This is a genomic window from Castellaniella sp. (assembly GCF_041675725.1).
Taxonomy (GTDB): domain Bacteria; phylum Pseudomonadota; class Gammaproteobacteria; order Burkholderiales; family Burkholderiaceae_B; genus Castellaniella.
Window position 1 is genome coordinate 1 of the sequence record NZ_JBAYTI010000005.1, and the last position, 22,752, is coordinate 22,752.

A 22,752-nucleotide genomic window follows, 5' to 3' on the forward strand; every position below is an offset into this window, starting at 1 on the left:
CCAGGCGCCCAGATGTCGGTAATAGTTCTCGGGGGTCTGGTTGAATGCCGCTTTGGTGAGCGGCAGATAGCCTGTTTCCTGATACCAGCGGGCCGCCTGTTCGGGCTTGGCCAACCAGCCCAGGAACGTGACCGTGGCATCCGTCACGGCCTTGTCGGACTTCATGACCCACAAGGCCGACCCATTCACGAACGGATTGCCCGGCTTGCGCGTGACTTCGGGATAATAGGGCAAGCCCGAAACGGCGAACTGCAGCTTGCGCTGGGCATCGAACTCGCCGATGTGGCCGGAATCCGACATGAGCACGGCGCATTCGCCCTCGGCGAAGCGGCTGACGGCACGCAGGCCGGCATCCGGGCGCGTCATGATCTCGGAACGCACCCAGCTGATCATGAGCGACAAGTGCCGCACATAGGTGGAATTGAAGGAAAAGCTGGGCAAGCCCTTGGCCGTGAGACCGTTATCGGCGCCGGCATAGAACTGGTTGTTGACCGCGGCGAGGTTTTCCAGATTGATCGACACCGGCAGGTTGGAGGTCAGTGGGCAGGTGCGCGAACCTTTGTTGGCGAGCGCCACCAGCTGCCCCTGCAGGTCGATCCAGATGCGCGCCGGTTCGGTCGGTGTCAGCCCCGCTTTCTGGAATGCGGCCTGGTTGTAGTACATGACCGGGATCTCGAGCATGTACGGAAACGCCATCAGCCGCCCCTTGGCATCGTGCACAAAAGCGTTGTCTGTGGCCAGAAACCAATCGGCCCCCTTGAACGCCGCTTGGCCTTGCAGCAAGTGAAAGGGCTGCACGTAAGGGCGTTTTGCGATGTGATCGAGCGTATGCGTATTGCCAATCTGCGCCAGCGCGGGCAGTTTCTTGGCACCGGCGGCCTGGTTGAGCGCCTGGTCGAGCGCTTCGGGCGTGTCGAACTGCCGCAGTGACACGTCGACGTCGGACTGGCTGCGGTTCCAGGAACGTACCAGGTCTTGCAGGACGTCCGCGTTATGACCCTGCAGGGAGTGCCAAAGAGGAATCTTGACCGCGGCATGCGCGGAACCGGCCAGGACGGCGGCCAGCAGAACGCCGGCCAGGCCCTGGCCGATATGAGCCGGCTTGGCGCCGAGAATGGATGTCATGTGCTTCAACCCAAGAAAGGAAAGTCGATTTCGGGCGAGCGGCCGGACACCAGATCCGCCAGGACCTTGCCCGACCCAACGCCCATGGTCCAGCCCAGACTGCCGTGCCCGGTATTCAGGAAGAGATTGCGAATCCGGGTGGGGCCAATCAGTGGGACATTGGAGGGAGTGGTCGGCCGCAAGCCGGACCAAAACCGAACATTAGCAAAATCAGGCCCGCTTGGGAACAGCCGGCGCACCCGTTCGACCAGCCGATTGCAACGTGATGTATCCAACGTACGCGAAAAACCACCCAGTTCTGCCGTACCCGCCACACGCAAATGCGCACCCAAGCGCGAAAACACCAGCTTCGAGGCCTGATCGATCAGGCTGACCTGCGGCACGGCGTCTGGTTCGCGCAGCGCGAACGTCGCCGAGTACCCCTTGACCGGCCAGACGGGACACGCGATGCCCAGTGGCCGCACCAGGGCCGGTGAATGACTGCCCAGGGCCACGACCCAGGCATCGGCGTGCATGGATTCGAACCAGCCATCGGGCTGGATCAGTTCGGCCACCGCGATGCGGCCACCCACCGCCAGCAGCCGATTCACCTGGCGGTTGAACAGGAAGCGCACCCCCGCCGCCTCGGCGTGCGTGGCCAGCGCCCGGGTGAAGCGATGCACGTCTCCGGATTCGTCTTCGGCGGTGTAGTCGCCCCCGATGATGGGCTGGCGAGCCGCTTTGAGGGCCGGCTCGATCTGCAGCACCTGCGCGGCATCCAGCACTTGGCGATTCACCCCGAGCGCCCGCATCGCAGCAGCCGCCTTGCGAGCGTAGCTGAACTCGCGCTCGTCCTGGTAGAAAGCCAGTATGCCGCGCTCGAGGTGGTCATAATCGATGTGCAGCGCCTGGCGCAGGCCGCCCAGCTGCTGGCGGCTGTATTGCGCCAGGCCGACCATGGCCCGCAGGTTCGCTGCAAAACGATGCGGGCGCGATTCGCGCACGAACCGGGCGCACCACAGCCATTGCTGCAGGCTGGGCTGCAGCGCGATACGCATAGGGGCATCGCTGCGCCCCAGATAATGCCACAGCTGATACCAGGTATGCCGGCTGGCCCAGGGTTCGGCATAACAGACGGATATCTGCCCGCCGTTGGCCCGGCTGGTCTCCAGCGCCGCCCCCGGCTGGCGATCGATGACCGTGACCTGATGGCCCGCCTGCGCCAGCCACCAGGCGCTGCTGACGCCCACGATGCCCGCCCCGAGCACGACGATTTTCATGCCGTGACCCTGGCCCGATCCGCTTCGGTGACGAAGGCGTCGGCAAAAAAGCAATCGGCCGGCAGGCCGCAGTGCTGCACCAGGTCGCGCCGGGCGGCCTCGACCATGAGCGGCGAGCCGCAGGCATACACCTGATGTCCGGACAAGTCTGGCAGATCCGCCATGAGCGCGCTGTGTACCCAGCCAGTGCGCCCCGACCAGACATCATCGGGCGCCGCATCGGAAACCACCGGCACTACCCGAAAGCCCGGCCAGCGGGTCTCCCAGCCACGGGCGACGTCGAGCTGATAGAGGTCGGCTGGCCGTCGCCCGCCCCAGTACAGAACGGCGCTGCGCGCATCGCCGCCTTCGGCCAGTGCTTCGATCATGGCCCGGATGGGTGCAAAGCCCGTGCCGCTGGCCAGGAACACCAGCGGCCTGTCGATCTCCGGGCGCACGAAGAACGACCCCAGAGGCCCTTCGATGCGCAGGATGTCGCGCACCTTGATGGCAGGGTCCGCCTGCCCGAAAAGCCGGTCGGTCAGGAAGCCACCCGGGGAATGGCGCACGTGCAGCGTCAGCGTGTGTTCGTGCAGGCGCGGGCAGGCCATGGAATAGCTGCGGCGCGCCCCGTCCGGAAACAGAAAATCCAGATACTGGCCAGGCTGGAACCGAAAGGCCTGCGCCGAGGGCAGCTGCAAGGTGAGCTCGAGCACGTCGGGCGCCAAAGGTTCGAGCGCCAGGACCCGAACGGGCATCCGGGCCACCTGAATGTCGTCGGAAAGCTGCACCTCTTGGACGTCCACGACCAGGTCCGAGAGCGGCCTGGCCTGGCACAGCAGGGTGTGTCCGGCGGCGAGTTCAGCGGCATCCAGGATGCGCGCTGGCGCGGATCCGGCATCGTAATCGCCGGATACCACGCGCCCCTGGCACGTCGAGCACGTGCCGTTGCGACAGCTGTATGGCAGCAAGATGCCCTCGGCCAGGGCGGCGTCCAATACCGTTTGCCCAGGTTCAACCGAAAAGATTTTGCCCGACGGCTGTACAGTGACCTTGAAACCCATGTCCTGATCCCGTTGTTCGATGCTCAGGGCATTTTAGTCCTCGCGTGCAGGCCACAGGCTGGGTTGCTTGATTTTCACCTCCAGCCACTTGCCCTTGCGGGCCCGGCGCCCGACATACGCCGTCAGCTCGGCAGGCGTCAGGACGAGCTCGGTGTCGCGTGCACGGTAGACCCCGCGCAACACCAGGCCCCGTTCATTGACGGCCGCCCATTGGGCGATTGAATCCCCCGCATCCAGCCCCATGAGGATGGTGCCCCGCCCCCCGGTCGGACGCTGCTTGAGCTCATCCAGACCCACCACCAGAAACCGGCCCTTCTGGCTGAGCAGCGCCACGGCGTGGTCTGCCGCGCGCAGCATCAGCGGCCTGAGAAGCGTCTCGCCCTGGGCTACGGTGAGAAACTGCTTGCCCGCATGCTGACGGGTGAGCAGATCCCCCAGGCAGGCCTTGAAACCATAGCCCGAATCCACCCCCAGCAGCAGGGCTTGTTCTGGGTCGCCCGCCAGAACGTGCACGATACGGCTGCCCGCTTCGAGTTCGACCATCGCCGTGATGGGCTGGCCATCCCCCCGGCCGGAGGGCACCTGCGACAGAGCCACCCCGAAGCTGCGTCCCGTGTCGGAGAGCGCGGCAAGATCCTGGGTACTGCGACATTCCAGCAGGCCATACAGATCGTCGCCACTCTTGAAGGCGAACTGCGCGGGATCCAGGCCGTGCCCCTGCCGAGTCCGCAGCCAGCCCTTGCGCGATACCACCAGTGTGACGGGCTCGTCGACGACAGCGCTCTCGAGCACCGCCCGGTGGGCCTCTTCGATCAGGGTCCGGCGATCATCGCCATACTGCCGCGCATCGGCCTCGATCTCGCGCACCATGAGCCGGCGCATGGCGGTTGGGTGATCCAGCAATTCCTGCAACTGCTGCCGTTCGCTGTGCTTCTGATCCAGTTCCTGCTCGATGCGGATGCTTTCCAGGCGCGCCAGCTGACGCAGGCGCATGTCAAGGATGTCGTCGGCCTGCCGCTCGCTGAGATTGAAGCGCGCCATCAGTGCCGGGCGCGGTTCATCCGCCTCGCGAATCGTATGGATCACCTCGTCCACGTTCAGGTGAACGATGAGCCGGCCCTCCAGGATGTGGATGCGATCCAGCACCCTGGCCAGCCGGTGGCGCGTCCGGCGCGTGACCGTCTGCAGCCGAAAGCCCAGCCAGGATTCCAGGATCTCGCGCAGAGACCGCTGCCCCGGGCGCCCATCGGTATCGATGCAGACCAGGTTCACCGGCACGTTGCCTTCCAGGCCCGTGCGCACCAGCAACAGGCTGACGAACGCTTCACGATCGACACGCCCCGTCTTGGGCTCGAACACCAGGCGCACGGGCGCCTGCTTGCCCGATTCATCGCGCACGGCATCGAGCAGACTCAGCACCTGCGCACGGGTCTGCTGCTGTTCGGCCGACAGCGATTTCTTGCCGGCCCTGGGCTTGGGGTTGGTGAGGTCCTCGATCGCTTCGAGCACCTTCTGGCTGGACGTGCCGGGCGGCAGCTCGGTGACCACCAGCTGCCACTGGCCACGGGCCAGTTCCTCGAAATGCCAGCGCGCCCGGGCGCGCAAAATGCCCCGGCCGCTGCCATAGATCTGCGCGATGTCTTCGGCCGTTGAAATGATCTGTCCGCCGCCCGGGAAGTCGGGTCCTGGAATCAGGGCATACAGTTCGGCATCCGGAAGGTCCGGCTTGCGCAGCAACGCCACGCAGGCCCGCGCGATTTCGTGCAGGTTGTGCGACGGGATCTCGGTGGCCATGCCCACCGCAATCCCCGAAGCGCCGTTGAGCAGCATGATGGGCAGACGCGCCGGCAGGCAGACCGGTTCATGCTGGCTGCCATCGTAGTTGGGCACGAAATCGACCGTGCCTTCAGTGAGCTCATCGAGCAGAAGGCGCGAAAAGGCCGTCAGGCGGGCTTCTGTGTAGCGCATGGCCGCAGCGTTGTCGCCATCGCGCGAGCCGAAGTTGCCCTGGCCATCGATCAGGGGATAGCGCAGCACGAACCCCTGTGCCATGCGCACCATGGCGTCGTAGGCCGCCTGATCCCCATGCGGGTGGTACTTGCCCAGGACGTCGCCCACGACACGCGCCGACTTGACGGGCCGAGCCTGGGCGCCCAGGCCCATGGCGTCCATCGCGTACAGGATGCGCCGCTGCACCGGCTTCTGGCCATCGGCCACATCCGGCAGGGCCCGGCCCCGCACGACCGACACGGCGTAGTCGAGATAGGCCTGCTCGGCAAAATGCGCCAGCATCAAGCCTTCTTCATCCCCAGCCTCATTGATGTCCACGTCTCGATCCATTCTGCTGCCTCATACATCCACATCGGCCAGATTGCCTTTTTCTTCCAGCCAGGCGCGCCGCCGGGCGGACTCACCGCGCGCCATGAGCATGTCGAACATCTGCGCCGACGCCTCGCGGCCATCCGGACCATGCTGCACCTGCACCAGGCGGCGGGTATCGGGGTTGAGGGTCGTATCCCACAACTGCTCGGCATTCATTTCACCCAGCCCCTTGAAACGGCTGATGCGCCAGCTGCCCTCGCGCAGGCCTTCATTGCGCAGTTTTTCCTGCAGTGCATCGAGTTCGGCCTGGTCCAGGCAATACAGCTTGCGCGCCGGGCGCTTGCCGGCCGCTGGAACGTCGACCCGAAACAGGGGCGGGCGCGCCACGTACACATGCCCGGCCTTGATCAGCTGCGGAAAATGCCGCAGGAACAGCGTCAGCAGCAATACCTGGATGTGGGCACCATCCACGTCCGCATCCGACAGGATGCAGATGCGCCGATAGCGCAAGCCGGACAGATCGACCCGCTCGCCGGGACCATGGGGGTCGACCCCGATCGCGACCGAAATATCGTGGATCTCGTGATTCGCGAACAAACGGTCGCGTTCGACTTCCCAGGCGTTCAGGATCTTGCCGCGCAGGGGCAGGATGGCCTGGAATTCCTTGTCGCGCCCCATCTTCGCCGAGCCGCCTGCCGAATCGCCCTCCACGAGGAAGATTTCCGTGCGCGAGGCATCCGACGACTCGCAGTCGGTGAGTTTGCCCGGCAGGACCGCAACCCCCGATCCCTTGCGCTTTTCAACCTTGCGCGTGGCGCGCACCCGGGTGCGCGCCTGCCCAATGGCGAGTTCGGCGATCTTGCGGCCATGCTCGACGTGCGCATGAAGCCATAGCTCGAGCGCGTTGCGCACGATGCCACCCACCAGCCGCACCGCGTCACGGCTGTTCAGGCGTTCTTTGATCTGCCCCTGGAACTGGGGATCCAGCACTTTGGCCGAGAGCACGAAGCTGGCCCGGGCAAAAACGTCCTCGGGCAGCAGCCGCAAGCCCTTGGGAACCAGGTTGTGCATATCGGCGAATGATTTGACGGCATTGAACAGCCCCTCGCGCAGGCCGGATTCATGGGTGCCGCCGGCTGGCGTGGAAATCAGATTGACGTAGGATTCGCGCACCACGGGGCCCTCTTCGGACCAGGCCACGACCCAGTGCGCCCCTTCGCCGGGCGCATGGTGCTCGTCATCCGGGCCGATGGCTTGCTCGCCCTCGAACAGGGGCACCAGCAGCGCCGAGCCGGCCAGCGCTTCGGACAGGTAGCCCGACAGGCCGCCGGCATAGTGCCATTCGCGCAGCTGCCCGGTCTTTTCAAGGGCCAGGCTGACACGACAGCCACCCAGCAGCACCGCCTTGCTGCGCAGCACGTGCTCGAGCTCGGCCTGCGGCACCTGCCGCTGATCAAAAAAGCGCGCGTCCGGCCACACCCGTACCCGGGTGCCCGTGCGTTTCTTGGGTACGGTCGCCCCCTTCTGCAGGGGCTGGGCGACAGCGCCATCGGCAAATGCCATCTGCCACTCTGCGCCATCGCGCCAGACGGTCACTTCGAGCCGCGAGGCCAATGCATTGGTGACCGAAACGCCGACCCCGTGCAGCCCCCCGGAAAACGCGTAGGCCGCCGCCCCTTCTTTGCTGAACTTGCCGCCCGCGTGCAGGCGGGTGAACACCAGCTCGATGACCGGCAGCTGCTCTTGGGGATGCAGCCCCACGGGGATCCCACGCCCGTCATCCTGGACCGACAGGCTGCCGTCCGCATGGCAGATGACCGCGATCAGCTGCGCAAAGCCTGCCAGCGCTTCGTCGGCCGCATTGTCGATCACCTCTTGCAGCATGTGCAGGGGATTGTTGGTTCGCGTGTACATGCCGGGGCGCTGGCGCACCGGCTCGAGCCCCTTGAGAACCTGAATCGAGGATTCGTCGTATCGTGCTGTAGTCAATGTTTCGTCCGTGTTTCGTCCGCTGCCCGGGCCAGAAAAAAGCACCATTTTACGAAGATAATGTTATGCTTGACGGAAACAGGGCTTGGGCACTCCGTGCATGGCCTGCCCAACCCCCCGCCCCGCCTTCGTTTATCCCAGGTTCCGAAATACAATGAGCGACTCCATCCAGCACGTCAGTGATGCGTCCTTTCAGGCCGACGTGCTCCAATCCGAAAGCCCGGTGTTGGTCGACTTCTGGGCCGAATGGTGCGGCCCCTGCAAAATGATTGCGCCGCTGCTCGAAGAAGCCGCCAGCAAGCACCAGGGCCGCCTCACCATCGCCAAACTCAATGTCGACGACAATCCGGCCAGCGCTGCGCAATACGGCATCCGGGGCATCCCCACACTGATGCTCTTCAAAGATGGGCAGGTCGTTGCCACCAAGGTTGGCGCCCTCTCGCGCAACCAGCTGCAAGCCTTCCTCGACGAAGCCCTGTAAACACGCCATCCTGATCCGTACCTTTCACGCCTCCATGCACAAGCCCCATCCGGGGCTTGCGGCTGTCCAGACGGTCCCTCTGTCCCCTCCTCCGTTTCCAACTCATGCACCTGAATGAACTCAAAGCACTGCATGTCTCGCAGCTGCTCGAAATGGCCGCCGGTCTAGAGATCGAAAATGCCAACCGCCTGCGCAAACAGGAACTGATGTTCGCCATCATGAAGCGGCGCGCCAAACAGGGCGAACAAATCTTCGGCGATGGGGTCCTCGAAGTCCTGCCCGACGGCTTTGGCTTTCTGCGTTCCCCCGAGACTTCGTACCTGGCCAGCACCGACGACATCTACATCTCGCCCTCGCAGATACGGCGCTTCAACCTGCACACGGGCGACTCGATCGAAGGCGAAGTCCGGGTGCCCAAGGACGGCGAGCGCTACTTCGCGCTGGTCAAGGTCGACAAGGTCAACGGCATGCTCCCGGAAGCCATCAAGCACCGGATCATGTTCGAGAACCTCACGCCGCTGCACCCCGACGTCCCCATGGTGCTCGAGCGTGACATCAAGAGCAAGGAAAACATCACTGGGCGCATCATGGACATCTTTGCCCCCATCGGCAAAGGCCAGCGCGCCCTGATCGTCGCCAGCCCCAAATCCGGCAAGACCGTGATGATGCAGCATATCGCGCATGCGATCACGGCCAACTATCCCGATGCCGTGATGATCGTCCTGCTGGTCGACGAACGACCCGAAGAAGTCACCGAAATGCAGCGCACGGTGCGCGGCGAAGTGGTGGCGTCCACCTTCGATGAACCGGCCACACGACACGTGCAGGTCGCTGAAATGGTGATCGAAAAGGCCAAGCGCCTGGTCGAGCTCAAGAAAGACGTGGTCATATTGCTCGACTCCATCACTCGTCTGGCCCGCGCCTACAACACCGTTGTCCCGGCATCGGGCAAGGTGCTCACCGGCGGCGTCGATGCCAATGCCCTGCAACGCCCCAAACGCTTCTTCGGTGCGGCGCGCAACCTCGAAGAGGGTGGCTCGCTGACCATCATCGGCACCGCCCTCATCGAAACGGGCAGCCGCATGGATGAGGTCATCTACGAAGAATTCAAGGGCACGGGCAACTCTGAAGTGCATCTCGAGCGCCGCCTGGCCGAAAAGCGCATCTATCCGGCCATCAACCTGAACAAATCCGGCACACGTCGCGAAGAACTCCTGATCAGCCCGGAACTTCTGCCGAAAATCTGGGTATTGCGCAAATTCATACACGATATGGATGATGTCGAAGCCATGGAATTCATCCTGGACAAAATCCGGGCCACCAAAAACAACGCCGAATTCTTTGACATGATGAAAAAATAAGCGAGATCCCTTGATGAATTCCTCTTCTGTTGATGATTTTCTATCCCGGGTCGAGGCCCGGGACCCGAATCAACCCGAATACCTGCAGGCCGTCACCGAAGTCATGCACTGCCTGTGGCCCTACATACAGGCGCACCCGCACTACGCAGACCAGGCGCTGCTCGAGCGGCTGATCGAACCCGAACGCATCATCCAGTTCCGCATCTGCTGGCAGGACGACAACGGGCAGATCCGCGTCAATCGGGGCTACCGCATCCAGCACAGCTCGGCCATCGGGCCCTATAAGGGTGGCATGCGCTTCCACCCTTCCGTCAACCTGTCCATCCTCAAGTTCCTGGCCTTCGAACAGACCTTCAAGAACGCCCTCACCACGCTGCCCATGGGCAGCGGCAAAGGGGGATCAGACTTCGACCCCAAAGGCAAGTCCGACGCCGAAGTGATGCGTTTCTGCCAGGCCTTGATGCTCGAACTCTACCGCCACCTGGGGCCGGATACGGATGTGCCGGCCGGTGACATCGGCGTGGGCAGCCGCGAAGTCGGCTACATGGCGGGCATGATGAAAAAACTGTCGAACCAGTCTGGCAGCGTATTCACCGGCAAGGGCACCGCGTTCGGCGGCAGCCTGATCCGCCCCGAGGCCACGGGGTATGGCACCGTCTACTTTGCCGAGGAAATGCTGCGTTATGCCGGGCAGTCGCTGGAAGGCTACAAGGTATCGGTATCCGGCTCAGGCAATGTCGCCCAGTATGCCATCGAAAAATGCATGCAACTGGGGGCCCGGGTGGTGTCTGCCTCCGATTCCCAGGGCTGCGTCATCGACCCGGCCGGCTTCAACGCCGAAAAACTCGCCTGGCTGATCGACCTCAAAAACGAGCGTCGGGGGCGCATCGAAGAATACGCCGAGCACTTCGGGTTGCAATACGAAGCCAACCGATGCCCATGGCACGTACCGGTCGACGTGGCCCTGCCCTGTGCGACCCAAAACGAGCTCACGCTGGAAGACGCCCGCACCCTGATCGCCAACGGCGTGCGTTGTGTGGCCGAAGGCGCCAACATGCCCAGCAGCTATGATGCCGCCGAAGCCTTCATTCAGGCCGGCGTGCTTTATGCACCCGGCAAGGCCAGCAACGCCGGCGGCGTCGCGGTGTCGGGTCTCGAAATGAGCCAGAACGCCCAACGCCTGCACTGGACGCGCGATCAGGTTGACAGCCGGCTGCACGCCATCATGCGCAACATCCACGAAAACTGCGTGCACTACGGGGCCCAGGGGCGCAAGGTCAATTACCTGAACGGCGCCAATATCGCCGGCTTCGTGAAGGTGGCCGACGCCATGCTGGCGCAGGGGGTGTACTGATGATCCCCCCGAATACCGTTCTGCAACTCTGAAAAAGGCTCCCCAGGGAGCCTTTTTCATCATCCGTCCGTCAGGCTGACCTCTTCCAGCTGCGGGTCCTCCCAGGCACCGGTGATCCGGTATCGCTTGGTCATCGCGCGCGCCAGAGGATCTTTCAGCAGCCACTGCGTCACGAACGCTCCCAGGCCCACCAAGGGGTTGACGGCAATGCCCGCCGCCACGGAAGCCCCGCTGGCATCCAGATTGGGTACCACGACGGCCTGCAAATCCATCGTCTCGTCGATGAGATGGGCGGTGCCATCGAGCAGCAGGGTTCCGGCCGGGCCGATCATCTTGTAGTCCTGCATGCGTGCCAAGCCATGATTCAGCGTCAGCGTGCCGCGCAACTGGTCGAACGGCAAGCCCTCCCGTACCAGGCCCGCCAGCGCGCCCTCGAGCCGGAACAGACGCGAGACGGACTGCAGCGAGAAGAACTCCAGAAATTTGGCGGAACGTGAATCCACCTGGGGGAAACGGCCCTTGTCGAGCGCCAGTACCAGCTCGCCCTGGATATCCTGTATGCGGGTACTCCACGGCAAGTCGCGCCAATTGAAATGCCCATGAATCTCGCCCTGCCCGCCGGCCAGCACCCCGGGCCAACCCGCGTGGTCCATCCAGGCCCCCAGGTTGTCGGTGTCCAGGCGCGCCTTGATGGACAAGCCACGATCCGGCCCCTGCAAGTGCCAGACCCCAGTGCCCTGCAGCTGGGTTCCCGCCGGGCCGATCCGCAGCCGCCCCAGTGTCCAGACCTTGCCGGCGCGATCCTGCTCGCCCTCCAGTGCCAGGGGACCCAAGGCATGACCATACAGGCGGAAGTCTTCCACCTGCAGGACGATTGCCGGTATGAAAACCTCTTCCTCTGGATCCTGCGTGATTTCTGCCGAGGACTTCGGCAGCAGGGAACCCGTGTCTCTGGGGTCGTCGCCCAGGCTCAGACGATCGAAATGCGCGCTCACCCGGCCCTGCACCTTGCCCTGGCGCGCCTGCCACTTGAGGGTGCCGCGGGTCTGCTCGGAGCGCAGGTTGACGGACCACTGGCCCCCTTCGGCCTGCACAGCCCGCAAGGACGCCTGGTCGAGCCGGGTTCCGAGAAGGCGCAGTTGATCCGCCTGCACGCTGAAGGCCACCAGCGCCGGCCATAGGCCCGGCGCGGTCCGCGCCGTGGTGGGTGCCTCGAATTCATCGGCGATACGATCCCATGCATCCACGTCGACCAGCGGGTAGGCCACGTCCACTTGCAGGCCCGGAACCGGCTTGGCAGCGGCTCGGCCCAGGCCCATGGCCGCCTGCTCGAAGTAAGGCTGTTTCGGCGAACCCGGCCGGTGGATCAATATCAGGTTCAGGGCATCCCCAAGCCGGAAGTCCAGACGCTCCAGACCCTGCGCCTCACTGCTCCAGTCTGCGCGCAAGGGCATCGCCTCGCCCACGGGTTTGGCCAGTGGCGCTGGAAAATCGAGCTTCAGGTCTTCCACTGCCGATTCAAGCTCCAAATGATAGCCATGGCCCTTGCGGTGCAACAAGGCCTGCCAGGCCATCGACCCGGAAATCCGCTGCATGCCCGACACGTTCGCCAGCGCGCGCAGGGCAGCAGCCGTCATATGGCCATGCAGCGCCAGCCCCGGCGCACTGGAAGGACCCAATGCGCCGGAGATGTTCAAGTCGCCCCCCAGCAACCGGGCCTTGAGGGGGTCGGGTAGGCTCACCCCGTTTTCATCGAAGTGCAACCGGCCTGTAATGGCCTCGATCATGGGCGCCCCGGGCAGGAAACGCACGCTGGCCGGCCCGGAAAAATCCACCTGACCATGCACCTGCGTATCAATGCTGTGCAGCAGGGGCACCGTCAGCGACAGCGGCACCTTCCATTGACCCGTGGCCTGTGCTTCGGCAAACAGGCCCTGGAGCATGTCGCCCACGGGAGAATGCCGCATGAACGCCATCCAGGTCTGGCCGCTGGCCTGGCTCTGGCCCGACGCCTCGAGTGTCGTGTCGTTTTCGAGATCCGGAATCCGCGCCTGGATGTCGCTCAGGTGGATCCAATCGGCGTCCGGCGCCGGCTGCATCATCGCCCGTTCGCCCTGCAGGCGCAGATCGGTGCGACGCAGATCTGCACGCCCTTCGATCTGCTCGAGCAGCGGCCAGCGGTCGGCATCGACGGCATCCGGCACGAAATCGACTGTGGCGTTCGTGAGCCGGCCTGCCAAATGGAAGTCGCCGGCCTCGGGCCGATCCCCGAACGGGAACTCGGCGACATCGCCCCGCAACTGCCAGTCGGCATCGCGCAGTTCGCCCTGCTTGAGACCCGTGGCCAGCCAGGCGCGCGCGTCTTCGTCTACCTCAAGGGGTAGGTAGCGATGGATGGCAGCCAGTTCTGCGCGCTCGATCCGGCCGTTGAAATCGGCTTGGCCAGCCCCCTGGCCCGAGGCCCAGTGGCCCTGCCCCTGTACGCTGACGTCAGGGTTGAGCCAACGAAAATGATCGACCTGCAAGGCCAGATTGCGGGCCGCCGGGGCATCGACCGGATCGGCCGACCGCCCCACGAACTGCCCACCCGCCTCGAGTACCCCCAGCGCTAGTTCGTGGTCGAACCAGTCAGGCGCCTTCAATGCTGCGCCCTGGGCCCGCGCCTGGAACGCGACCGTCCCGCGCAATTGCCCCTCGCGCCCCAGGGTCCGCAGAACGTCGAGACCGGCGCGCCCCCAGACCTGTGCATCGGCCACCTGCACCAGGTCTTCGGCCCCCGCTTGCCATGCGAGGCCACGGGATTGCAGCCAGATCGTGACTTGCGGCGCGGCCTTTGACGAATCCCCCCAGAACTGCACGTCGAGACTGCCTTTTTGCAGGGCGGACGGCACATCCAGCCATGGGCGCCAGGCGGCCGCATCGGTACCCTTCAGCTGCAGCCAGGCCTGCCACGACGTCGGCCATTGGCCCGACACCAGGGCAGCCGCATCCCCCAGCAAGGCCTTGAACGCCAGATGGGTCTGTGGCCCCGCCGACGTACGCGCCGTCAACGACACCCCCACCCCCTGCCCAGGCAAACGACGTAGAACGAGGTTGACCCCGTCGAGCCTGAGCGCCGTACCATCGCGGGTCTGATCCGTCCAGCGCAACGAGGCATCGCGCAGCTCGAGCATGGGCTGGGACAGCAGCCACAACAGCGTGGCATCCGACACGGCCTGGTCGGCTGCAGAGCTATTGTCTTCGATCAGAGGGATATCCAGCCGCCCATCGGGCAGGCGCACCAGATGCAACGCTACCCCGCGGGTCTGCAGCTGCAGCAGGCCCGGTTGCGCAGGACGCCAGGCGGGCCAATCGACCAGCGCCCGCACCGACGGGATGGTAAGTAGATCTCGGCCATCTGGCGAGCGCAGACGGACATCGTGCACCTCAATGCGGGGCCTGAAACCCTGCCACTGGATCTCGAGCGCATCCCATTGGATCCCGGCCCCGAGGGCACGCGACAGGTGCGCCTGAATCTGCGGCTGGGCATACTGCAAAAGGGGCGACAGGCCATAACGCACCCCCAGCACGCACAATGCCAGAACGATGTACAGGCCGATCAGGAGCCGAAGCAGGTACCGGCCACAGGTTGCGGCAAGGCGTGAATTCAATTGGCGCATGCCATGATTTGCAGTATGTTGGAGCCCATGTCCGATCCCATTATATTGGAGCCAGCGCTGGCCTGGTCCGGCTATCTGCGCCGCCATCTCGACGCGCATCCACAGGCACGCAACGCCTTGCTGGCCGATGCGCAACAGGCCCTGACGCGCAAGGTGCTGGCGGGCTGGTTCAGCGAGCACGCACTGGCCGACCCGGAACTGCCGCGCACGGAACTGCAGACCCGTCTGCGCCAGTTGCGCCGGCGTGTATTCCAGACGCTGATGGTCCGGGACCTGAACGGCCAGGCCACGCTGCATGAAGTCGTGTCGGCCATGTCCCAATTGGCGGATCTTGCCGTGGGCAGTGCCTATGCCTGTGCGCAGCGCGAAATTTCACAGCGCCATGGCCTGCCGCGCAATGCGCACGACGGCCGACCCCAGGACATGCTGATCCTGGGCATGGGCAAGCTGGGCGGCAAAGAGCTGAACGTATCGTCCGACATCGACCTGATCATGCTGTATGACCGCGACGGCGAAACCGACGGCGCACGCCCGCTCAGCCACCAGGAATTCCACGGCAGGACGATCCGCCTGATGAGCGCCATCCTGTCCGAACCAGACATCCATGGCATCGTGTTTCGCACCGATCTGCGCCTGCGCCCGGACGGCAGCAGCGGCCCACTGGCCTGGAGCCTGCGCGCACTGGAACACTACCTGATCCACCAGGGGCGCGAATGGGAGCGCTACGCCTGGCTCAAGGCGCGCCTGATCCCCTGTCCCCTGCACGACGAATCATCACACCGGGACCAGGGCCACCGCCTCGAGGCGCTGCGCCGGTCGTTCGTCTACCGCAAGTACCTGGACTTCGATGCGCTGGCCGCGCTGCGCGAATTGCGCGAACGCATCCGCCACGACTGGCAACAGCGCGCCCACGCCCGGCGCGGGGTGGACGCCTGGCACAACATCAAGCTGGGCGAAGGCGGTATCCGGGAAATCGAATTCGTGGTGCAGCTCAACCAGCTGATCCGCGCCGGCCAGCAGCCTTCGCTGCAACAGCGCAACCTGCTGGCGGCGCTGCACAAACAGCGCCGTGCCGGGCTCCTGGCCGAAGATGACATGCGCGCGATCGAATCGGCCTACGTGTTCCTGCGGCAGGTGGAGCACCGCCTGCAGTACCGCGAAGACGAGCAGACCCATCTGCTGCCGCGCGACACCGAGACCCTGCAGGCCCTGTCCCAAAGCATGGGTTTCGCGCAGGCGGGCGCATTCACTGCCTGCCTGCAGGCCCACCGGGACCAGGTCAGCCGTTATTTTCATGATGCGTTCCGCCTGGCCGGGGTGGCCGACGGGTCGGCGGGCAACCGCCGCCCCGCCCCGCCGCCGCCCGAGGCCTCCGACACCGTCCACACCCCCCTGGACGTCACGCTGCAAGACAGCCTGCGGGCACGCATCCAGGCGCTGTTGGCCGGTAGCCGCGTGCGCAGCCTGCCCGCCGCAAGCCGGCGACGCCTGGATGCCCTGCTGCCCCACTTACAGCAGGCGGCACTGCGCACCGACGACCCGGTCCTGACCCTGCAGCGCATGCTCAACCTGCTCGAGCACATCATGCAACGCAGCGCCTACCTGGCGCTGCTGTCCGAATACCCCGAAACACTGGCGCGCGTGGCACGCATCGTACACGCGAGCCCCTGGGCATCCGACTACCTGAGCCGTTATCCCCTGCTGCTCGACAGCCTGATCGAATGGCGCAGCCTGCTGACGGTGCCCGACTTCGAAGTCCTGGCCGATCAACTGCGCAACGACCTGGACGCCTGCGTATTGCCCGACGGCGAGGCGGACATCGAAACGCAGATGAACCTGATGCGTGATGTCCAGCACCAGATCACCTTCCAGCTGCTCGCACAGGATCTCGAAAACCTGCTCAGCGTCGAAACCCTGGCCGATCATCTGTCGGCCCTGGCCGACCTGATGCTGGCCGAGGCCATCCGACGTGTATGGCCGCAGGTGCTGCCCAAGACCCTGCGCGCGCATCCACCCGCAGCGCATTTTTCAATCATCGCGTACGGCAAACTGGGCGGCAAGGAAATCGGCTATGCCTCGGACCTGGATCTGGTATTCCTGTACGACGACCCTGATCACGAAGCCAGCGAACGCTATACCAAGCTGGGCCGACGCGTGGCCTCATGGCTCTCGACCCTGACCTCATCGGGCCGGCTCTACGACATCGACCTGCGTCTGCGTCCAGATGGCGATGCGGGCCTGCTCGCCGTGCCGATCGACGCATTTCACCGCTACCAGCTCGAACAGGCCTGGCCATGGGAGCACCAGGCGCTCACCCGGGCACGCTTCGTCGCCGGCGATGCGGCGATCGGCGCCCGATTCGAGGCCATTCGCCGGCAGATCCTGCTGCTGCCCCGTGATCCCGACGCGCTGCGCGGGCAGGTACGATCCATGCGCGAAAAAATTGCGCAGGGGCATCCCAACCCGAGCGGGCTGTTCGATCTCAAGCACGATCGCGGCGGTATGGTCGACATCGAGTTCATTACCCAATATCTGGTGCTCTGCCACGCCGGCGCCCACCCCGAACTGCTCGACAACCTGGGCAACATCGCGCTGCTGGGTCTGGCCGCGCGGGCCGGGTTGATCCCCCAGGTGCTGGCCGACGAAGCCGCCAGCGCCTATCGGGCCTTCCGGCGGCGCCAGCACGCCCTGCGCTTGCAGGGCGCAGACAAGGCGCGGGTGCCCGGCCTGGCGTTCGTGCGCGAGCGTGAAGCCGTGATCCTGCTCTGGGAGCAGGTACTGGGGCCGGCCGAGGACGGCCCAGCCCCCTGAGGCGATTGACCGATCCTCAGGGGGCGCCGGGCCACCAGACACGGCCACCCGGGCCGTCGCCGGTTTACTGCAGCGTGCGCTCGAACACGAAGCGCTCGCCGTCCCAGTCGACCGGCACCACGTCGCGCGGGCCGAACTGGCCTTCCAGAATCAGCCGGGCCACTGGATTTTCCACATACTGCTGGATGGCCCGCTTCAGCGGCCGCGCGCCGAATACCGGATCGTAGCCGGCCCGGGCCAATTCGCTGATGGCCGCATCGGTGACCTCCAGGCGCATCTCCTGCTGGGCCAGGCGCTCGGCCAGACGTTGGATCTGAATACGGGCAATGGGCTCGATGTGGGTCGCATCGAGGCCATGGAACACCACGATTTCATCGATGCGGTTCAGGAACTCGGGCCTGAAGGCGGTTTTCAGTTCGTCGCGTATGACTTCCTTGACGACCTCGTATGGCTGATCGGCCATGTTCTGGATATACTGCGAACCGATGTTCGAGGTCATGATGACCACCGTATTGCGGAAATCGACCGTACGCCCCTGGCCATCCGTCAGGCGGCCATCGTCCAGCACCTGCAGCAGCACGTTGAAGACATCGGGATGAGCCTTTTCGATCTCGTCGAGCAGGATCACGCTGTAGGGCTTGCGGCGCACGGCTTCCGTCAGGTAGCCGCCCTCTTCGTAGCCCACGTACCCCGGAGGGGCGCCGATCAGGCGCGCCACCGAGTGCTTTTCCATGAACTCGCTCATGTCGATGCGCACCAGATGGTGATCCGAATCGAACAAGAAGCTGGCAAGCGCCTTGGTGAGTTCGGTCTTGCCCACGCCCGTTGGGCCCAGAAACAGGAACGAACCGTACGGCCGGCTGGGGTCGGACAGGCCCGCCCGCGAACGGCGGATGGCCTCGGACACGAGACGAACGGCTTCATCCTGGCCCACCACCCGCTCGTGCAGGACGGCCTCCATGCCCAACAGCTTGGCGCGCTCGCCCTGCATCATGCGGGACACGGGGATCCCGGTGGCCCGGGACACGACCTCGGCGATCTCTTCGGCACCGACCTGGGTGCGCAGCAGGCGCGGCTGGTCCGCATCGACTTCCTGGGCGCTGGCCTCGGCGGCGTGCAAACGGGCTTCGAGTTCGGGCAGCCGACCATATTGCAGTTCGGCAAGCTTGTCGAACTGGCCCTTGCGCTGGAGTTCGGCCATCTGCGCGCGCACCTGGTCGATTTCTTCTTTGACGGCCTGGGACCCCTGAACCGCGGCCTTTTCCGCCTTCCAGATTTCCTCGTAGTCGTTGTATTCGCGCTGCAGGTCGGCGAGTTCGTCCTCGATCGCCTTCAAGCGCCGTTCGGAGGCTTCGTCCTTGTCTTTCTTGACCGCTTCGCGCTCGATTTTCAACTGGATGATGCGCCGGTCGAGCCGATCCATGACTTCGGGCTTGGAATCGATTTCCATGCGGATGCGCGCGGCGGCTTCATCGATCAGGTCGATGGCCTTGTCCGGCAGAAAGCGGTCCGTGATGTAGCGGTGGGAGAGTTCGGCAGCCGCCACGATCGCCGGATCGGTGATCTGCACCCCATGGTGCAGTTCGTAACGCTCTTGCAGGCCGCGCAGAATGGCGATGGTGGATTCCACATCGGGTTCGTCGACCAGCACTTTCTGGAACCGCCGCTCGAGCGCGGCATCCTTTTCGATGTACTTGCGGTACTCGTCGAGCGTCGTGGCCCCGACGCAGTGAAGCTCGCCGCGCGACAGGGCCGGCTTGAGCATGTTGCCGGCATCCATGGCGCCTTCGGCTTTGCCGGCACCGACCATGGTGTGCAGTTCATCGATGAAGACGATGCTGCGCCCGTCGTCCTGGGCCAGTTCCTTGAGCACGGCCTTGAGGCGCTCCTCGAATTCACCCCGGTACTTGGCCCCGGCCAGCAGGCCGGCCAGATCGAGCGTGAGGACGCGCTTGCCCTTGAGGGTCTCGGGGACTTCGCCATTCACGATGCGCTGCGCGAGGCCTTCGACGATGGCCGTCTTGCCCACGCCGGGCTCGCCGATCAGCACCGGGTTGTTCTTCGTGCGCCGCTGCAGGATCTGAATGGTGCGACGGATCTCGTCGTCGCGCCCGATCACTGGATCGAGCTTGCCTTCTCGCGCGCGCGCAGTCAGGTCGAGCGTGTACTTCTTGAGTGCCTCGCGCTGATCTTCGGCATCCGGATCGGATACCGAAGCGCCACCGCGCACGGCCTCGATGGCGGCCTCCAGCGCCTGGCGCTGCAATCCCGCCTCGCGCAGGGCCCGCCCGACCTCGCCCTTGTCGTCGGCCAGGGCCAGCAGATAGAGCTCGCTGGCGATGTACTCATCACCCCGCTGGCCCGCTTCTTTGTCGGTGCGCGCCAGCGCAGCCTGCAGGTCGCGGCTGATCTGTACATTGCCCTGCGTACCCTGCACGGTCGGCAGCGCCTTGAGCTGGCGCTCGAGTTCGGCCTGCAGGCGCGGCACGGCCACCCCGGCGCGCGCCAGGAGGCTGGCGCTGCCGTGGTCGGCATGGGTGAGCAGGGCCAGCAGCAGGTGCACGTTCTCGATATAGGCGTGGTCATTGCGCACCGCCAGGCTTTGTGCATCGGCCAGCGCCTGCTGGAACTTCGTCGTCAGTTTTTCTAGTCGCATTGGAATATCCCTTCAATGGGAGAGGGCATCACGCCCCGATACACACCAGATCGGGACAGTTTCACGCAATTTCAAGCGGTCGGATTTGACTCAACTCAAGAAATAACGGAAATCCGGCCCTGGTATTGGGTGTTCCCAAATTCAAGGGTTAACCCCATGGTACAGTGGGCGAAACGGATCTTTCCCCCCCGCTATGCCATCAGAAACACCCCACCACGGCCAGGACTGGGATCCCCGGGCCCCCGACGTACTGGCCGACCCAATCACCGCGTACGACCGCATGCGCCACCAATGTCCCGTGGCCTACAGCGATTATCTGCACCATTCGGTCTTCAGGCATGCCGATGTGCTGCGTGTCGTGACCGACCATCAGCGCTTCAGCAGCCAGGCCTCCAGCCACGTCTCGGTGCCGAACAGCATGGACCCGCCCGAGCACGATGCCTGGCGAGCCGTCATCGATCCGTACTTCAGTGCAGCGCGAATGGCTGAATTCGAACCCGAGTGCCGGCGCATCTGCCACGGGATCGTCAGGGCCCTGCCGCGCAACGGTATGATCGAAGCCATGTTCGACCTGGCCCATCCCTTTGCGCTGCGCACCCAGTGCGCCTTCATGGGGTGGTCCGAAGCTCTGCACGAACCCCTGCTGGAATGGATTTACCACAAGAATGCCGCCACGCTGTCCGGCGACCGCGGCCAGATTGCAGCGGTGGCCATCGAATTCGACGACACCATACGCGGCATCCTGCAGAGGCGGCGCGCGCTGGGCGACAGCGCGCCCGATGACGTCACCGGGCGCCTGATGCGCGAAACCATCCATGGGCGCCCCATCACCGAAGAAGAAATCGTCAGCATCCTGCGCAACTGGACGGTCGGCGAACTGGGCACCATGGCCTCCAGCGTGGGCATCATAGCCCACTATCTGGCCGCGCATCCCGAGCTGCAGGACCACCTGCGCCAGAACCCGGCGCTGATACGGGCGGCCAATGACGAAATCCTGCGCATCCATGCGCCGCTCATCGCCAACCGCCGCACGCCCACCTGCCCTGTGCAGCTCGGCGGCAAGACCATCCAGCCCGGCGAGCGCGTCACCGTGATCTGGGCATCGGCCAACCGCGACGAAGCCGTGTTCGGCGACCCCGACGAGTTCCGCCTGGACCGCGATCCCACCCTCAACCTGCTCTATGGCGCCGGCGTCCACGCCTGCCCCGGCGCCCCGCTGGCCCGGCTCGAAATCGAAATCATGGTCCAGGCGCTGCTGGCCGGCACCCAGGCGCTCGAGCAGGTTCCGGGGCACCCGGCGCTACCGGCCATCTACCCGGCCAGCGGCTACCGCCAGGCCCCCCTGCGTCTGCGTCATTGACACTCACGGGGCCGCCCGGCCCGACGGCTCTGATCTACAATATGGGCATGAACGACACCGACCCCGCACACGACCCGCGCCCGGTTCCCCCCGAGGAACCCGATCTGAACGACTGCTGCGGCAACGGCTGCACGCCTTGCGTGTTCGACACCTGGGTGGATGAAAAGCGGGCCTGGGAAAAAGCCGCACAAGACTGGGATGCGCGGCATGCGCCATCCGTACAACCCTGTCGAGCATAGGGTTCTGAGGGTCTTCAAGGGGGGCGCCTTCCTATAATCCGGGCTTCTTTCCCCACTACAGGATGCGCATACCGTGGCCTCAGACTCCATCCCCATGTTTGCCGAAAACACCTATCCGCTCGATGCCCGCGGCATTGCCAAGCGATTCAGGCACGCCGCCATCTTTGGCGCCCTGTCTGCGCTGCAGCCCGGCGAAACCATGCGGTTTTGCAACGATCACGATCCCCTGCCCCTGCTGCAACAGCTCAAGAATCATTTTGGGGCCAATATCGAGTTCGAATACCTGGCACGCAACCCGGGCGAAATCGTCATCGATTTCCACATCGTGTCATAGCAGCAGGCGCGTTTCGCGCCGGTGCTCATGTCGGCGGCCGGGTGTCGGGACGGACGGCCAGCAGTTCGCACAGCAAGTCGATATGGGCCTGGCGAAAGTCTGGATCCGGTGCGCTGTCCGGGCCAAACAGCACCCGCCACAGCAACACGTGAATGGCCGGTGACAAGGCCAGCCAGGGGTGGCGCGCCAGGACGCTGCCGCGCAGCGGGCCACTGGCAAGATTCTTGGCGATCAGCCCCGCCACTTGCGTGGCCCGCAGGTGGCCCACGCTGTTTTTCCATTCGTTCACGCGCAACGGCACGCGGGCGCGTTCCGGAATGAGCAATTGCACGATGGCCACCGTATCGGGCGCCAGCACGGTGGCGTCGAGCTGATTCACGACCCATTCGGCAACCGCGCGGCTGGAAGCGCCCGCCGCCAGCTGCGGCATGTCTTCCCAGCGCATGCGATTCAGGCTGCGATCGAGCAGTGCCTTGAAAATCGCATCTTTGCTGTCGAAATGCGCGTATAGCCCCCCCTTGGACAACCCGGCCTGGCGGGCGATGTCATCCATGCGGGTGGCGGCAAAACCCTGCCGGGAGAACGCGGCCAGCGCGGCATCCAGTATCTGCGGTACCCGCTCTTCGGGAGTCAGGCGTAAGCGCGGTGCACGCGACCGGGCCGAGACAGGCCGGTCGCCGTGAGGGTGATCTTCGGATTGCATATCACATCTTTTAATTTTATTCCATCAGGATTTCTGCTATATTACATACCGACCAG

15 protein-coding genes are annotated in these 22,752 nt (G+C 64.7%); 7 read left to right on the forward strand and 8 right to left on the reverse strand.

Going from position 1 to position 22,752, the window contains the following annotated elements; translation table 11 throughout:
- From WCZ84_RS01660 to WCZ84_RS01680, 5 genes are all read right to left on the reverse strand, one after another.
- Positions 1-1,125: extracellular solute-binding protein (locus tag WCZ84_RS01660; RefSeq protein WP_372684518.1), on the reverse strand; the 1,125-nt coding region annotated here is incomplete at its 3' end.
- Between the two features lie 5 nt (positions 1,126-1,130).
- Positions 1,131-2,384: a D-amino acid dehydrogenase gene (locus WCZ84_RS01665; protein WP_372684519.1), complete on the reverse strand. Its 1,254-nt coding sequence runs from the start codon at positions 2,382-2,384 to the stop codon at positions 1,131-1,133.
- Positions 2,381-3,427, reverse strand: coding sequence for a CDP-6-deoxy-delta-3,4-glucoseen reductase (locus WCZ84_RS01670; protein ID WP_372684520.1), 1,047 nt, complete (start codon positions 3,425-3,427; stop codon positions 2,381-2,383). The genes WCZ84_RS01665 and WCZ84_RS01670 overlap by 4 nt, the downstream gene beginning before the upstream one ends.
- A gap of 33 nt (positions 3,428-3,460) precedes the next feature.
- Positions 3,461-5,767 carry a DNA topoisomerase IV subunit A gene (parC, locus tag WCZ84_RS01675; protein WP_372684521.1) on the reverse strand — a complete coding sequence of 769 codons (2,307 nt, stop codon included), beginning with the start codon at positions 5,765-5,767 and terminating at the stop codon, positions 3,461-3,463.
- Positions 5,768-5,776: 9 nt separating this feature from the next.
- Positions 5,777-7,738, reverse strand: a complete 1,962-nt coding sequence (locus tag WCZ84_RS01680) for a DNA topoisomerase IV subunit B (RefSeq protein ID WP_372684522.1) — start codon at positions 7,736-7,738, stop codon at positions 5,777-5,779.
- A 154-nt stretch (positions 7,739-7,892) separates the two neighbouring features.
- Here WCZ84_RS01680 and trxA point away from each other — a divergent pair, with 154 nt between their 5' ends.
- The 3 genes from trxA (at position 7,893) to gdhA (ending at position 10,934) form a co-directional block, all read left to right on the forward strand.
- Positions 7,893-8,219: a thioredoxin TrxA gene (gene trxA / locus WCZ84_RS01685; protein ID WP_372684523.1), complete on the forward strand. Its 327-nt coding sequence runs from the start codon at positions 7,893-7,895 to the stop codon at positions 8,217-8,219.
- A 104-nt stretch (positions 8,220-8,323) separates the two neighbouring features.
- The gene (rho, locus tag WCZ84_RS01690; RefSeq protein ID WP_372684524.1) at positions 8,324-9,580 is read left to right on the forward strand and encodes a transcription termination factor Rho; all 1,257 of its coding nucleotides are present in this window, start codon (positions 8,324-8,326) and stop codon (positions 9,578-9,580) included.
- A 13-nt stretch (positions 9,581-9,593) separates the two neighbouring features.
- Positions 9,594-10,934: an NADP-specific glutamate dehydrogenase gene (gdhA, locus tag WCZ84_RS01695; protein ID WP_372684525.1), complete on the forward strand. Its 1,341-nt coding sequence runs from the start codon at positions 9,594-9,596 to the stop codon at positions 10,932-10,934.
- Between the two features lie 59 nt (positions 10,935-10,993).
- Here the strand turns inward: gdhA and WCZ84_RS01700 are convergent, their stop codons facing one another.
- Entirely contained in the window at positions 10,994-14,593 is a 3,600-nt protein-coding gene (locus WCZ84_RS01700; protein ID WP_372684526.1) for a YhdP family protein, read from the reverse strand.
- Between the two features lie 27 nt (positions 14,594-14,620).
- Here WCZ84_RS01700 and glnE point away from each other — a divergent pair, with 27 nt between their 5' ends.
- Positions 14,621-17,404 carry a bifunctional [glutamate--ammonia ligase]-adenylyl-L-tyrosine phosphorylase/[glutamate--ammonia-ligase] adenylyltransferase gene (gene glnE / locus WCZ84_RS01705; RefSeq protein ID WP_372684527.1) on the forward strand — a complete coding sequence of 928 codons (2,784 nt, stop codon included), beginning with the start codon at positions 14,621-14,623 and terminating at the stop codon, positions 17,402-17,404.
- Between the two features lie 64 nt (positions 17,405-17,468).
- Here the strand turns inward: glnE and clpB are convergent, their stop codons facing one another.
- Positions 17,469-20,060 (reverse strand): ATP-dependent chaperone ClpB, encoded by a 2,592-nt coding sequence (gene clpB, locus WCZ84_RS01710; protein WP_372684528.1) that lies wholly within the window; start codon positions 20,058-20,060, stop codon positions 17,469-17,471.
- A gap of 193 nt (positions 20,061-20,253) precedes the next feature.
- On the opposite strand from clpB, the gene WCZ84_RS01715 reads away from it, so the two are divergent.
- From WCZ84_RS01715 to WCZ84_RS01725, 3 genes are all read left to right on the forward strand, one after another.
- Positions 20,254-21,420: a cytochrome P450 gene (locus tag WCZ84_RS01715; RefSeq protein WP_372684529.1), complete on the forward strand. Its 1,167-nt coding sequence runs from the start codon at positions 20,254-20,256 to the stop codon at positions 21,418-21,420.
- Between the two features lie 47 nt (positions 21,421-21,467).
- Positions 21,468-21,659: an oxidoreductase-like domain-containing protein gene (locus WCZ84_RS01720; RefSeq protein WP_372684530.1), complete on the forward strand. Its 192-nt coding sequence runs from the start codon at positions 21,468-21,470 to the stop codon at positions 21,657-21,659.
- Positions 21,660-21,753: 94 nt separating this feature from the next.
- A complete protein-coding gene (locus tag WCZ84_RS01725) occupies positions 21,754-21,993 on the forward strand; it encodes a DUF2249 domain-containing protein (protein WP_372684577.1) in 240 nt (79 codons plus the stop codon).
- Between the two features lie 25 nt (positions 21,994-22,018).
- Here the strand turns inward: WCZ84_RS01725 and WCZ84_RS01730 are convergent, their stop codons facing one another.
- Positions 22,019-22,696 carry a TetR/AcrR family transcriptional regulator gene (locus WCZ84_RS01730; protein WP_372684531.1) on the reverse strand — a complete coding sequence of 226 codons (678 nt, stop codon included), beginning with the start codon at positions 22,694-22,696 and terminating at the stop codon, positions 22,019-22,021.
- Between the last annotated feature and the right edge of the window lie 56 nt (positions 22,697-22,752).

Coding starts and splice junctions, on each gene's coding strand:
- WCZ84_RS01665 (WP_372684519.1), bottom strand. CDS start 2,384: ATGAAAATCGTCGTGCTCGGGGCGGGCATCGTGGGCGTCAGCAGCGCC.
- WCZ84_RS01670 (WP_372684520.1), bottom strand. CDS start 3,427: ATGGGTTTCAAGGTCACTGTACAGCCGTCGGGCAAAATCTTTTCGGTT.
- parC (WP_372684521.1), bottom strand. CDS start 5,767: ATGGATCGAGACGTGGACATCAATGAGGCTGGGGATGAAGAAGGCTTG.
- trxA (WP_372684523.1), top strand. CDS start 7,893: ATGAGCGACTCCATCCAGCACGTCAGTGATGCGTCCTTTCAGGCCGAC.
- rho (WP_372684524.1), top strand. CDS start 8,324: ATGCACCTGAATGAACTCAAAGCACTGCATGTCTCGCAGCTGCTCGAA.
- gdhA (WP_372684525.1), top strand. CDS start 9,594: ATGAATTCCTCTTCTGTTGATGATTTTCTATCCCGGGTCGAGGCCCGG.
- WCZ84_RS01700 (WP_372684526.1), bottom strand. CDS start 14,593: ATGCGCCAATTGAATTCACGCCTTGCCGCAACCTGTGGCCGGTACCTG.
- glnE (WP_372684527.1), top strand. CDS start 14,621: ATGTCCGATCCCATTATATTGGAGCCAGCGCTGGCCTGGTCCGGCTAT.
- clpB (WP_372684528.1), bottom strand. CDS start 20,060: ATGCGACTAGAAAAACTGACGACGAAGTTCCAGCAGGCGCTGGCCGAT.
- WCZ84_RS01715 (WP_372684529.1), top strand. CDS start 20,254: ATGCCATCAGAAACACCCCACCACGGCCAGGACTGGGATCCCCGGGCC.
- WCZ84_RS01720 (WP_372684530.1), top strand. CDS start 21,468: ATGAACGACACCGACCCCGCACACGACCCGCGCCCGGTTCCCCCCGAG.
- WCZ84_RS01725 (WP_372684577.1), top strand. CDS start 21,754: ATGTTTGCCGAAAACACCTATCCGCTCGATGCCCGCGGCATTGCCAAG.
- WCZ84_RS01730 (WP_372684531.1), bottom strand. CDS start 22,696: ATGCAATCCGAAGATCACCCTCACGGCGACCGGCCTGTCTCGGCCCGG.